The sequence below is a fragment of the Pseudomonas sp. 10S4 genome, assembly GCF_034344865.1.
Classification (GTDB): Bacteria; Pseudomonadota; Gammaproteobacteria; order Pseudomonadales; family Pseudomonadaceae; genus Aquipseudomonas.
In genome coordinates, this window is the sequence record NZ_CP133774.1 from 6047888 (window position 1) to 6061618 (window position 13731).

Annotated in this window: 10 protein-coding genes; 6 read left to right on the plus strand and 4 right to left on the minus strand. The window is 59.8% G+C overall.

Going from position 1 to position 13731, the window contains the following annotated elements; translation table 11 throughout:
- Window positions 1-24 precede the first annotated feature (24 nt).
- Both RHM58_RS28185 and RHM58_RS28190 read left to right on the plus strand, forming a co-directional pair.
- Window positions 25-1377, plus strand: a complete 1353-nt coding sequence (locus RHM58_RS28185; protein ID WP_201204412.1) for a nucleobase:cation symporter-2 family protein — start codon at window positions 25-27, stop codon at window positions 1375-1377.
- A gap of 12 nt (window positions 1378-1389) precedes the next feature.
- Window positions 1390-2781, plus strand: a complete 1392-nt coding sequence (locus RHM58_RS28190) for an amidohydrolase family protein (protein WP_322268815.1) — start codon at window positions 1390-1392, stop codon at window positions 2779-2781.
- Between the two features lie 257 nt (window positions 2782-3038).
- Here the strand turns inward: RHM58_RS28190 and RHM58_RS28195 are convergent, their stop codons facing one another.
- On the minus strand, window positions 3039-3410 hold the full coding sequence (locus tag RHM58_RS28195; RefSeq protein WP_322268816.1) for a DUF6124 family protein: 372 nt from the start codon (window positions 3408-3410) through the stop codon (window positions 3039-3041).
- Window positions 3411-3923: 513 nt separating this feature from the next.
- Between RHM58_RS28195 and dapF the strand changes: the two genes are divergently transcribed.
- The gene (gene dapF, locus RHM58_RS28200; RefSeq protein ID WP_322268817.1) at window positions 3924-4727 is read left to right on the plus strand and encodes a diaminopimelate epimerase; all 804 of its coding nucleotides are present in this window, start codon (window positions 3924-3926) and stop codon (window positions 4725-4727) included.
- Window positions 4728-4843: 116 nt separating this feature from the next.
- On the opposite strand, the gene RHM58_RS28205 is transcribed toward dapF, so the two are convergent.
- The 3 genes from RHM58_RS28205 to RHM58_RS28215 form a co-directional block, all read right to left on the minus strand.
- The gene (locus tag RHM58_RS28205; protein ID WP_201254949.1) at window positions 4844-5752 is read right to left on the minus strand and encodes a DHH family phosphoesterase; all 909 of its coding nucleotides are present in this window, start codon (window positions 5750-5752) and stop codon (window positions 4844-4846) included.
- 98 nt (window positions 5753-5850) lie between these two features.
- A complete protein-coding gene (locus tag RHM58_RS28210) occupies window positions 5851-7134 on the minus strand; it encodes a Zn-dependent hydrolase (protein ID WP_322268818.1) in 1284 nt (427 codons plus the stop codon).
- 141 nt (window positions 7135-7275) lie between these two features.
- Window positions 7276-8760, minus strand: a complete 1485-nt coding sequence (locus RHM58_RS28215; protein ID WP_322268819.1) for an NCS1 family nucleobase:cation symporter-1 — start codon at window positions 8758-8760, stop codon at window positions 7276-7278.
- Between the two features lie 620 nt (window positions 8761-9380).
- On the opposite strand from RHM58_RS28215, the gene hydA reads away from it, so the two are divergent.
- The 3 genes from hydA (at window position 9381) to preA (ending at window position 13665) form a co-directional block, all read left to right on the plus strand.
- On the plus strand, window positions 9381-10820 hold the full coding sequence (gene hydA, locus RHM58_RS28220) for a dihydropyrimidinase (protein WP_201204420.1): 1440 nt from the start codon (window positions 9381-9383) through the stop codon (window positions 10818-10820).
- 202 nt (window positions 10821-11022) lie between these two features.
- The gene (locus RHM58_RS28225; protein WP_201204421.1) at window positions 11023-12390 is read left to right on the plus strand and encodes an NAD(P)-dependent oxidoreductase; all 1368 of its coding nucleotides are present in this window, start codon (window positions 11023-11025) and stop codon (window positions 12388-12390) included.
- On the plus strand, window positions 12391-13665 hold the full coding sequence (preA, locus tag RHM58_RS28230; RefSeq protein ID WP_201204422.1) for an NAD-dependent dihydropyrimidine dehydrogenase subunit PreA: 1275 nt from the start codon (window positions 12391-12393) through the stop codon (window positions 13663-13665).
- Window positions 13666-13731: the final 66 nt, after the last annotated feature.

The following is a 13731-nucleotide window of genomic DNA, read 5'->3' on the forward strand; positions in this document are numbered from 1 at the left end:
AAAAACAGCAAGAGGTGTTTCCCCATGTCGTCAGCCACTACCGTCTCCACCGTGCACCCGGTCGACCAGATTTTGCCAGTCCGGCAAATGCTCACCCTCGGCCTGCAACACATGGCCGTCTCGTACATCGGCGCTATCGCCGTGCCGTTGATTGTCGCCAGCGCCTTGAAAATGTCCCAGGCCGATACGGTGGTGCTGATCAGCACCACGCTGTTCTGTTCCGGCATCGCCACGCTGTTGCAAACCGTCGGCTTCTGGAAATTCGGCGTGCGTTTGCCGATTCTTCAGGGCGTGGCGTTCAGCAGCGTCGGCCCGGTGATCGCCATCGGCACCAACCCCCAAGTGGGGTTCGCCGGGGTCTGCGGGGCGGTGATCGGCGCGGGGATTTTTACCATGCTCGCCGCGCCATTCGTGGGTCGATTACGCCGGTTTTTCCCACCGGTGGTGACCGGTTGCATCGTCACCGTGATCGGTTTGCAGCTATTCCCGATTGCTTATGAGTGGGTCGGCGGCGGCCGCAACGCCAGCAACTTCGGCGCCCCGGCTTACCTCGCCGTCGCCGCCGTGGTGTTGGCAACCATTCTGCTGGTCAACCGTTATGGCAGCCCGATGATGCGCAACATGGCGGTGCTCTTTGGCATGTTGGTCGGCGCGGGGCTGGCTTACGCGCTGGGCATGGGCAGTTTTCAAAGTGTGCAGGAATCGCCCTGGTTCACTGTGCCCTACCCGTTCTACTTCGGTTTACCGACGTTTAGCGTGATTCCGATCGCCACCATGATCGTGGTGATGATCGTGCAGATGGTCGAGTCCATGGGGTTGTTCGTGGCCATCGGCGACATCGTCGACAAACCGGTGGAAGAGAAACAAGTGATCAACGGCCTGCGCGCCAATGGTCTGGCCAGCACCATTGCGGGGATGTTCGCGGCGTTTCCGTTCATTGCCTTCATGGAAAACGTCGGGCTGGTGATTTTGACCGGCGTGCGCAGTCGCTGGGTGGTGGCGATCAGCGGTTTGCTGATGTGCACGGTGGCACTGGTGCCGAAGGCCGGGGCAATCATTGCCTCGATGCCCATGGCTGCGCTGGGTGGCGCCGGGATTGCGATGTTCGGTGTGGTCGCGGCGGCTGGGATTCAGACCCTGGCCAAGGTCGATTACGAGCGCAATCGCTACAACGTGTTGATCGTCGGTTTCACCATCGCCGCCGCCCTGGTGCCGGTGCTCGCGCCGACCCTGTTCAAGCAAATGCCCGAGTGGTGCCAGCCGTTCCTGCACAGCAGCGTGGTGATCGCCTGCCTGGTGTCGGTGTTGCTCAACGCCACGCTCAACGGCGTCAGCGTTCCTGATGCACCCGCTAAATCTGCCTCCCACATCCTCTGACCGGAGCCGACCATGACTCAACTGCAAAATATCCTGATCAAGAATCCCGTGGCGGTGATGACTGGCCTGCGCGGCCCGCGTGCCCGGGCCGGCAATGTCGACATCCGCATCGTCAATGGCCGCATCGCCGAAATGGCGGCTGGATTGGTGGCGCAACCCGGTGAACGAGTGATCGATGCGCGCAACGCTGTGGTCTATCCGGGCTGGATCAACACCCACCATCACCTGTTCCAGAACCTGCTCAAAGCCGTGCCCGAAGGGTTGAATCAAGACCTGCAAGGCTGGCTCGCCAGCGTGCCCTACCCGCGCCTCAACCGGTTTACCCCGCAACTGACAAGGATCGCTGCACGACTGGGAATGGCGGAACTGCTGCTGTCCGGCGTGACCACTTGCGCCGATCACCACTACCTCTATCACGCCCATGGCAGCACCGAGAGCGGCGATACGCTGTTCGACACCGCTGATGAATTCGGCCTGCGTTTCGTGCTGTGCCGGGGCGGCGCGCTGGGGTCGGCCAGCGCCCATCCGGGGTTCTCGAAAACCGCACTGCAACCGGAGACGCTGGACCAGATGGTCGGGGACATCGAGCGGCTCAAATCCCGCTATCACCAAGACACGCCAGACGCGATGCGCCGGGTCGTGGTCGCCCCGACCACCCCAACCTTCTCCCTGCCTCCGACCTTGCTCCGCGAACTGGCCCACACCGCCCGTGGGCTCAACTTGCGCTTGCACACTCACCTGTCGGAGACGCAGAACTACGTCAACTTCTGCCGCGAGAAATACAACTGCCTGCCGGTGGAATTCGTCGCCGAACACGAATGGCTCGGCCCCGACGTCTGGTTCGCCCACGCCGTGCATCTGCAACCCGGCGAAATCCGCATGCTCGCGCAAACCGGCACCGGCATTTCCCATTGCCCTGTGAGCAATGCACGCCTGGGCAGCGGCGTCGCGCCAGTGCCGCAAATGGTCGAGGCCGGGGTGCCGATTTCACTGGGGGTCGACGGTGTAGCGTCCAATGAATCCGGGAGCATGGTCGGCGAAGCGCACACGGCATGGTTGATTCACCGAGCAGAGCAAGGAGCGTCGGCGACCACCGCTGAAGAGGTGATCCACTGGGGCACGTCGGGTGGCGCGCAAGTGTTGGGGCTAGGCGCGGTCGGGACGTTGGAAGTCGGGCAAGCGGCGGATCTGGTGATCTATGGCCTGGACCATCCACGGTTCTTTGGCTTCCACGATATTGCCGTGGCGCCCGTGGTCGCGGGCGAACCGATTGCCGTGAAATACAGCCTCGTCGGTGGTCGCGTGGTGGTGGATGACGGCGTGATACCGGGGTTGGACTCGCAGCAAATGCGTGCTGACGCGTGGGATGGGGTGCGGCAGTTGATGACGCAGGATGTCGACTGACCGCCCAAAAACACAAAACCCTGTGGGAGCGAGCCTGCTCGCGATGGCGGAGTAACAGTCAACAAAGATGTTGGATGTGCTGACCTCATCGCGAGCAAGCTCGCTCCCACAGGGATGGGTGTTCAGCACAGATTTGCTCTCATACACAACACAAAAACTGTGGGAGCGGGCTTGCTCGCGAAAGCGGTGTATCAGCCAACAGCGATGTTGAATGTACTGACCTCATCGCGAGCAAGCCCGCTCCCACATGGGGTCTATTACGCCTGTTTCGATGGATCGATGTTGTCCAGCGCTCGATTCACCGCCAGTTCGCTCAGCATGATGACTTGCTGAAGCGCCAGCATGGTGTTGCGCTGCGGGCCTTCCAGCAACGCCGCAAAGTCACTCGCCATGACGCTCGCCGAGGCCAGGGATTCGCAGGCGTTGGCCAGCAAGGTCTCGGTGTCGATCTTGGGGAGGATCGTGAAAATCGTGCTGGGTTTACGCGGGGTGTCTTTGACGACAGCGGGATTGAGGTAGTGATTGAGGGCGCGCTCGGCGGCCTCTTTGAGTTTTTTTGAATCGAGGGTGGTGTACGTGAACGTGTCTTCGGTTTCGGATTCTGGTGGATTGGGTGTGGCTTTGAACATTGTGGAACTCCTACTTAAGTGGAGCCACCGCGACCTGTCGCTAAACAAGTAAGGGTGGCGACTGAACGCAGGTTAGCGAACCGGTTAGCAGGCATCCGGCAGACCCGAAGGTCTCCTGCGCTCAGCCGCCATAACGTAATTGCAGGTATAAAGCATGCAATACAGTTTGGGACGTTTTGTGCGCCTACTAGTCGGATCGCTAAACCCGGTCACTGAATATTCAGCGACCCGGAAACAATAAAGACCAGGCACAAGGCGCACAAGCCGGCGGATTCTGGCGTAGTTGTAGGCAAAGGCGCAAGGCGCTGTAGCCTCACATCCCGCGTGTAGGAAAGATCTTTAGCCACAAAATTTTTCGATGATTGCGGCCCGAGCACTCGGGACAATCCAACCAAAAGATCAACAGATTTCAGTCTTCGGTAGCGCTTACCGGGGCATTTATACGCCTTGCAAAAGCCACGCGAGCGCGGCTAGATCGCCCTACACCCAATGCCCCGTCGTCAGGACCTCTTTATGCCGCTGAGCTTTCATAAAATGCACGCCAACGGTGATGACTTCGTCATTGTCGACTCGCGAAACTCGGCCATTCCGATCACCAGCACCCTGGCTCGGCGAATGGGTGATCGGCACCGAGGCATCGGTTTCAATCAACTCGCAGTGATACTCGACTGTGAGAACGCCGCAGCGCGCGTGACGTTCTGGAATGCCGACGGCTCAGCGCTGGATACGTGCGGCAGCGCAACGCGGGGCGTCGCGGATATGCTGATGCGCGAAGCAAATGTGACGTCGATAGCGCTGCGAACCAACCGTGGTCTACTCACCTGCGAACGAACGTCAACCGGCGCTATTTCCGTCAACATGGGAGCGCCGCTGTTCGGCTGGTCGGATATTCCCCTGGCCCGAGAAATGGACACGGCGGCTCTACCGCTGACGGGAGACCCAACCGCTTGCAGCATGGGAAATCCGCACTGCACCTACTTTGTCGATGATCTGGCAGCCGTTGATATAGCGGCCATCGGACCGACGATTGAAAGCAACGCCCTATTCCCCCTCAAGACCAACGTGCACTTCGTCCAGGTCATTAACCGAGCGCACATTCGATTGCGTATTTGGGAGCGTGGGGGTGGTATTCCGTTGGGGTCAGGTTCCTGCTGTTGTGGCGCGGCGGTTAACGGGATTCGTCGCGGCTTGCTGGATGATAGCGTTGAGGTTGAATGCGATGGCGGAAGCGTAACGGTTCAATGGGATGGCGAGGGATCTGTTTTTCTCACCGGGCCGGTAGAGAAGATTTTTTCGGGAACATTCCTGGATCGCTAATTACGGGGTTTATAGCGGCTAGTTATCGCATTTCAAGGCCTCCACAAAACCTATGGGAGCGGGCTTGCTCGCGAAAGTGGTTTGACAGTCGACATCGCAAATCCACCCAAAAAATCTCAGCCGTCAGCACTCAGAGCCATCAGTTCCTTGCGCAGCATCGACCGCTCAAGAACAACCATCCCATCCAACCCCTCAACCTGCAGCAAATCGCTCAGTTTCAGTTGGCTGACCAAGGGCTCGACCAAAAAGTAGCTCCTGCCCTCGCTGATGCTGATGACGTTCAGCAGCCAGTCATCTCCCTGCAACGCTAGCCATTGAGTGATCGCCGCACGATGCTGCCGGATCAACGCCCCGGCATCCCACACCGTCATCTGCGCAAACACTTGAGGCAGATCGCTTTCAGGTTTCAAGCGTTTCATATCAGCCGCCAACGACTCGAAAAGATTAGATTCGATAGCCACCTGACATTCGAGAAAATACCGTTCAGGCCAGTCCACTGGCAGATTGGCGAGTCGCATCAGCACCGCATATGCCCGAACATCCAATTCGGTCACCAGCCGCCCGGTAAAGTTCATCGTGTTATCGAGAATCGCAGTCGCCAGCAGGGCTGCACTTTGCTCGCTGATACGAGGCAACAACCCCGACGCCTCCCAGCGCTCAAAAACCTGAGTCGCGGCGGCACCAATCCGGCGAATGTCCGCTGCGGGCCCGAGCTTCTGCGCCCAGTAATCTTCAAAGCCTGGATGATGGTCAATCACTTCCACGACCCTATCGAGCACCACTAACGGGTCGAAATGGGCGTAATCCGAGACATCCACCAATACGAACTCATCCCCGGCTTCCGGGCGGTAATCGTCGAGGGACACCGGCCAGCCGAGCACGGTTTTTGGAACGCTGGCATTGGGCGCCGCGCTACTGACCGCGCGAGCTTCGATCCCTTGCAGATTCAGCAATTCGGCGTAGGCGATGCAGCAAGCATAGGCGTCGATGTCCAGATAAGCCGAGCCTGAGGTGATGACTTTGATGGGAGACATTGCGCGTCCTTGGCGTCCATTTCAGGGGCGGCAACGTCTCACAGGCTCATGACAAAAACATGACATTTTGAATGTTGATGCAGCCGTACCTAAGCCGCCATTTCACCACTGGCAATCGCCGCCGACGCCGCCAACATCGCCCGCAACAACACCGCACACCCCGCCGCCAGATCATCCGGTGCGGCGTTTTCGATTTCGTTGTGGCTGATGCCGCCTTCGCATGGCACGAAGATCATCCCGGCTGGACCGAGTTCGGCGAGAAAAATTGCGTCGTGCCCTGCTCCGCTGACGATTTCCATGTGCGACAAGCCCAGCCCTTGGGCGGCGCCGCGGACGGCTTCGACGCAGCCCTTGTCGAAGTACAGCGGCGGGAAGTCGGCGGTGGGGGTCAGTTCGAAGGTCAGGCCGTGTTCCTCGCAGGTGGTTTCGATGACTTGGCGAACTTCGGCGATCATCGAATCCAGGCGCGCCGGCTCCAGGTGCCGGAAGTCGAGGGTCATGCGCACTTCGCCGGGGATGACGTTGCGTGAGCCGGGGTAGGCTTGCAGGCAACCGACGGTGCCGCAGGCGTGGGGTTGATGGCCGAGGGCGGCGCGATTGACCGCGCCGACGATGACGGCGGCACCGACCAGGGCGTCCTTGCGCAGGTGCATTGGGGTCGGGCCGGCGTGGGCTTCGACGCCGTGCAGTTTCAGGTCGAACCATTTCTGGCCGAGGGCGCCCATGACGATGCCAATGGTTTTGTGTTCGTCTTCGAGGATCGGGCCTTGCTCGATGTGCGCTTCGAAATAGGCGCCGACCGCGTGGCCGCTGACTTTGCGTGGTCCGGCGTAGCCGATGGCGTTGAGTGCTTCGCCAACGGTGACGCCGTCGGCATCGACCTTGGCCAGGGTTTCTTCGAGGGTGAATTTTTCCGCGAACACGCCTGAGCCCATCATGCACGGGGCGAAACGCGAGCCTTCTTCGTTGGTCCAGACCACCACTTCCAGCGGCGCTTCGGTTTCCACGCCGAGGTCATTGAGGGTGCGCAACACTTCAACCCCGGCGAGCACGCCGAAGCAGCCGTCGAACTTGCCGCCGGTGGGTTGGGTGTCGATATGGCTGCCGGTCATCACGGGTGGCAGGTTTGGATTGCGGCCGGGACGGCGGGCGAAGATATTGCCGACGGCGTCTATGGTGACGGTGCAGCCCGCCTCTTCGCACCAGTTGACGAAAATGTCCCGGGCCTGGCGGTCGAGGTCGGTCAGGGCCAGGCGACAGACCCCGCCCTTGACCGTGGCACCGAGCTTGGCCAGTTCCATGAGCGACTGCCACAGGCGGTCGCGATTGATGTGCTGATGGGTGGATTGCAGAACGTCTACGGCAGCGTTCATGGGGATCTCCTCAGGCAGTTTTTATGGTTTTCTTCAGGCAAGTTTCGGGGGTGTTTGAGGCCGCCTTCGCGAGCAAGCCCGCTCCCACAGGGGAACGCATTTCAAATGTGGGAGCGGGCTTGCTCGCGAAGGGGCCATCCGCTACACCGAAGATTTCACAACAGACGGACTGGTCCGCATCGAACACAACCCGTAGTAAATCAACCCTCCCAGCGCCGAGCCGGTAAACCAGCCATAGCTGTAAAACCAGCTGAATGCGCTGCTACCGAGCGAGAGCAACGTCAGCACCACCGGCACGCCAAACGCGATAAACCCAAACCAGTTCCACGCCGGATAGACGTCATCACGATAGAGCCCGGCCAGGTCCAGTTGCTGTTTCTTGATCAGGAAATAGTCCACCACCATGATCCCGGCAATCGGTCCGAGCAGGCTGGAATAGCCCAGCAACCAGTTGGAATAGACGGTTTCCAGGCTCACGTTCGAAACGATCAGCCCAAGCTTTTTCAGCAGTTCATGCCCCATCAGCAGCAACCCGACCAGACCGGTGAGCATCACTGCTTTAGTGCGGTTGATCACCTTCGGCGCGATGTTCTGGAAGTCGTTGGTCGGCGACACGATGTTGGCCGCCGTGTTGGTCGAGAGCGTGGCGATGATGATCAGCGCCATGGCTACCGCAACCCACACCGGGCTCTGGATATGCCCGATCAGGCTGACCGGGTCAGAGACGGTGACGCCCACCAGTTTCACCGACGCGGCAGTCATGATCACGCCGAGGGAGGCGAACAGGAACATGGTCAGCGGCAGACCGAAAATCTGCCCGAGGATCTGATCCTTCTGGCTTTTGGCGTAGCGACTGAAGTCCGGGATGTTCAGGGACAGCGTGGCCCAGAACCCGACCATCGCCGTCAGCCCGGCGGCGAAGTAACTGACCACGCTCGCGCCTTCAGGACGTTTCGGTGGAATCGCCAGCAATTCGGTCATCGAGACATTGGGCATCGCCCACACCAGCAAGCCAATGCCGACCGCCACCAGAAGCGGTGCGGACAGGGTTTCCAGCCATTTGATCGACTCGGCGCCGCGCAGCACCACCCACAGGTTCAACGACCAGAAGATCATGAAACCGATGACTTCCCCGGTCCCGCCGAGGGATTTCCAGCCCTCGAAAATCGAGCCCAGAAACAGGTGAATCGCTAACCCGCCGAACATCGTCTGGATACCGAACCAACCGCACGCTACCAAGGCGCGAATCAGGCACGGCACGTTGGAGCCAAGGATGCCGAAGGAAGAACGCAGCAACACCGGGAACGGGATGCCGTACTTGGTGCCGGCGAACGCGTTGAGGGTCAGCGGGATCAGCACGATCAGGTTGGCCAGCAGAATCGCCAGCAGCGCTTCGCCAACGCTCAAGCCAAAGTACGCCGTGAGCACGCCGCCGAGGGTGTAGGTCGGCACGCAGACCGACATGCCGATCCACAGCGCGGTGATGTGCCATTTGTTCCAGGTTCGTTCGTGCACCTTGGTCGGTGCCATGTCGTGGTTGTAACGGGGACTGTCGAGGACGTCGGTGCCGGCTTCGAGCTCAAACAAGCCGTCGCGCTCGGTCACTTGCGATCTGATCTGTTGCATGGCCGCTCCACTGTTCTTTGAATTATTTTTGCTCATCAGGGGCTGGCGCCAAGGAGCGCGAGCCGACGATGGCCGGAGGAACTGACAACTTTTACGGACCGGCCAAGGTGTCAGCGGCGGCATCAATAAACGTGCCGGGTGCCCCGCTTGCGCATCGGGCCGTGCCATAAAACCTTTATAACCAACTGATGTTTATCAGTTTTATTTATCCAACTATTGAGCCTTCGGTTACTTGTCACGCCACTCAGGCCGAATGGGCGGCAAGTTGTCCGAACAGTCAGGACTCAATCTGGTGCATGAATCTTTTTTTAAAGTTGCGGATCAACCATAGACCATCCTCAAACGGCTGATTTCACATAGGAAATCTCGTCGATTTTCAGATCCTGTCAAGTGCGTCAAAATGGTGAGAGGCCTCACCATTTTGGTGATTTTTATATTTAACTGTTATTTATCAATAGCTTAATATCGATATAAGCTTATAAAAAATATTCTTGCTCATTCCAATAACACCAGCTAGTTTCTATTCCTGACAGCCATGACAGGAATACACCTGTTTGCGGCCGCTTCATATAAAACATTTAGAACCGGCATAAGTCGGTCATGCCTGCGAGGAACTCGGAATGTCTCTGTTGATCCGTGGCGCCACCGTTATTACCCATGATGAAAGTTATCGCGCCGACGTCTATTGCGCCGACGGCGTGATTAAAGCCATCGGCAACAATCTGGATGTTCCGGCGGGTGCCGAAGAACTCGACGGCAGCGGCCAATACCTGATGCCCGGCGGCATCGACCCCCACACGCATATGCAACTGCCCTTCATGGGCACGGTGGCCAGTGAAGATTTCTTCAGTGGCACGGCGGCAGGTCTGGCCGGTGGCACGACGTCGATCATCGACTTCGTGATTCCCAATCCGCAGCAGTCGTTGATGGAAGCGTTTCATCAGTGGCGCGGCTGGGCCGAGAAGTCGGCGTCGGACTACGGCTTCCACGTGGCGATTACCTGGTGGAGCGAGCAGGTCCGCGAGGAAATGGCCGAACTGGTCAGCCATCACGGCATCAACAGCTTCAAACATTTCATGGCGTACAAGAACGCGATCATGGCCGCCGACGACACCTTGGTGGCGAGTTTCGAGCGTTGTCTGGAACTCGGTGCGGTGCCGACCGTGCATGCGGAAAACGGCGAACTGGTCTATCACCTGCAACGCAAGTTGATGGCCCAGGGCATCACCGGCCCGGAAGCGCATCCGCTGTCGCGACCATCGCAAGTGGAAGGCGAAGCCGCCAGCCGGGCCATCCGCATTGCCGAAACCATTGGCACGCCGTTGTACTTGGTGCATGTCTCGACCAAGGAAGCCCTCGACGAAATCACTTACGCCCGCAGCAAGGGTCAACCGGTGTACGGCGAAGTATTGGCCGGGCATCTGCTGCTGGACGACAGCGTCTACCAACACCCGGACTGGCAGACCGCCGCCGGTTACGTGATGAGCCCGCCCTTCCGCCCCCGCGGCCATCAAGAAGCGCTTTGGCACGGCTTGCAATCGGGCAACCTGCACACCACCGCCACCGACCACTGCTGCTTCTGCGCCGAGCAAAAAGCCGCCGGGCGTGACGACTTCAGCAAGATCCCGAATGGCACCGCCGGTATCGAAGACCGCATGGCGGTGCTCTGGGATGAAGGCGTGAACACCGGTCGCTTGTCGATGCAGGACTTTGTCGCGCTGACCTCCACCAACACCGCGAAGATTTTCAACCTCTACCCACGCAAAGGCGCGATCCGCGTTGGCGCCGATGCCGACCTGGTGCTGTGGGACCCGGAAGGTACGCGAACCATCTCCGCCAAAACCCACCATCAGCAGGTGGACTTCAACATCTTCGAAGGCAAGACCGTGCGAGGTGTGCCCAGCCATACCGTCAGCCAGGGCCGCGTGGTCTGGGCCGATGGCGACCTGCGCGCCGAGCGCGGTGCCGGGCGGTACATCGAACGGCCGGCGTACCCGGCGGTGTTTGATTTGCTGAGTAAGCGGGCTGAGTTGCACAAACCTACCGCCGTCAAGCGCTGACCCCTGTGGCGAGGGAGCTTGCTCCCGCTGGCCTGCGCAGCAGGACCAACACCAGTCGACCCTGGGTGTCAGGTGTATCCAATCGACTGGATATGGGGCGGCTTCGCCGCCCAACAGGAGCAAGCTCCCTCGCCACAGGTTATGCATGAACACCCAATGCCCACCAGAGGCAGCACCTCAAAAAAACATGAGGCCTTAAACCGTGATCAAGACCCTGAACCACCTCCCGCATCCCTACGAGAATGCGGCCACCCTCGCCGGCCATTTCACCGATCTGGCGCCGCCGCTCAACGACCGCCAGGCGCATCTGGAAGCCTCGCGCTGCCTGTATTGCTACGACGCACCGTGCGTGAACGCCTGCCCGAGCGAGATCGATATTCCGTCGTTCATCCGCAATATCCATCAGGAAAACGTCCAGGGCGCCGCGCAGAAAATCCTCTCGGCAAACATCCTCGGCGGCAGTTGCGCCCGGGTTTGCCCGACCGAAATCCTCTGCCAGCAAGCCTGCGTGCGCAACAACGACCATGAGTGCGCGCCGGTGTTGATCGGCCTGTTGCAACGCTATGCCGTCGATAACGCAAATTTCAGCGAGCACCCGTTCCAGCGCGCTGCCGCTACCGGCAAGCGCATCGCGGTGGTCGGCGCCGGCCCGGCCGGTTTGTCCTGCGCTCACCGCAGTGCCATGCACGGCCATGACGTGGTGATTTTCGAAGCGAAGGAAAAGGCTGGCGGCCTCAATGAATACGGGATCGCCAAGTACAAACTGGTGGACGATTACGCGCAAAAGGAACTGGATTTCTTGCTGCAAATTGGCGGCATCGAAATCCGTCATGGTCAGAAACTCGGCGAGAACCTGACCCTGAGCGAACTGCACCAGCAATTCGACGCGGTGTTCCTCGGCCTCGGCCTGGCCGCCAGCAAACAACTCGGGCTCGATCACGAGGACGCGCCGGGGCTGGTCGCCGCCACCGACTACATCCGCGAACTGCGCCAGGCCGATGACCTGACGCAACTGCCCTTGGCCGATCATTGCATCGTCCTCGGCGCCGGTAACACCGCCATCGACATGGCCGTGCAAATGGCTCGTCTCGGGGCTCATGACGTCAATTTGGTGTACCGCCGTGGCGTCGAGGACATGGGCGCCACCGGTCATGAACAAGACATCGCCAAAGCCAATCAGGTGCGCTTGCTGACCTGGGCACAACCGGAAGAAGTGTTGCTCGACGATCAGGGCAACGTGCGCGGCATGCGTTTCGCCCGTACCCACATGGTCGAAGGTCGCTTGCAAACCACCGGACAAACCTTCGAACTGGCCGCCGATGCGATCTTCAAAGCCATCGGCCAGGCCTTCGATGGCAGCGCCCTCGCCGACCCGCTGGCCCGGGAGCTCAAGCGTCAGGGCGAACGCATTCAGGTGGATGAAAACCTGCGTACCAGCATCCCCGGCGTGTATGCCGGTGGCGACTGCACCAGCCTCGATCAGGACCTCACGGTGCAAGCGGTGCAACACGGAAAACTGGCCGCAGAAGCCATCAACGCTCAACTCATGCTCAACGTGGAGGCTGCGTAAATGGCCGATCTCTCGATTGTCTTCGCTGGCATCAAAGCCCCCAATCCGTTCTGGCTGGCCTCCGCGCCGCCCACCGATAAAGCCTACAACGTGGTCCGCGCTTTCGAGGCCGGCTGGGGCGGTGTGGTCTGGAAAACCCTGGGTGAAGACCCGGCGGCGGTCAACGTGTCATCGCGGTACTCGGCACACTTCGGGGCTAACCGCGAGGTCATGGGCATCAATAACATCGAGCTGATCACCGACCGCTCGCTTGAGATCAATCTGCGGGAAATCACCCAGGTCAAAAAGGACTGGCCGGACCGCGCGCTGATCGTCTCGTTGATGGTGCCGTGCGTCGAAGAGTCGTGGAAGTTCATCCTGCCGCTGGTGGAAGCCACCGGCGCCGATGGTATCGAACTGAACTTCGGCTGCCCTCACGGCATGCCGGAACGGGGCATGGGTGCGGCGGTCGGCCAGGTGCCGGAGTACGTCGAACAGGTCACCCGCTGGTGCAAGACCTATTGCTCGCTGCCGGTGATCGTCAAACTCACGCCAAACATCACCGACATCCGTGTTGCCGCCCGCGCGGCCCACCGTGGCGGCGCCGATGCGGTGTCGCTGATCAACACGATCAACTCGATCACCAGCGTCAACCTGGAACAAATGGTCGCGATTCCCACGGTTGGCCATCAAAGCACCCACGGCGGTTATTGCGGTTCGGCGGTGAAGCCGATTGCGCTGAACATGGTCGCTGAAATCGCCCGCGACCCGCAGACCCAAGGCCTGCCGATTTGCGGCATAGGCGGCATCGGCAGTTGGCGCGATGCGGCTGAATTCATCGCCCTGGGCAGCGGCGCGGTGCAGGTGTGCACGGCGGCGATGCTGCATGGCTTCCGGATTGTCGATGAGATGAAGGACGGCTTATCACGCTGGATGGACAGTCAGGGTTACACCAGCATTTCGCAGTTTTCCGGGCGCGCGGTGGGCAACACCACGGACTGGAAGTACCTGGACATCAACTATCAGGTGATTGCGAAGATTGATCAGGAGGCCTGTATCGGTTGCGGGCGTTGCCATATTGCTTGCGAGGATACGTCGCACCAGGCGATTGCCAGCCTCAAGCAGGCGGATGGGACGCATAAATATGAAGTGATTGATGATGAGTGCGTGGGGTGCAATTTGTGCCAGATCACTTGTCCGGTGGCGGATTGTATTGAGATGGTGCCGATGGACAGTGGGAAGCCGTTTCTGGATTGGAATCATGATCCGAGGAATCCTTACCATGTTGCCCTTTAGGATCTGCTGCGCCTGATCTGACGCCTTCGCGAGCAAGCCCGCTCCCACATTTGGAATGCATTTCAA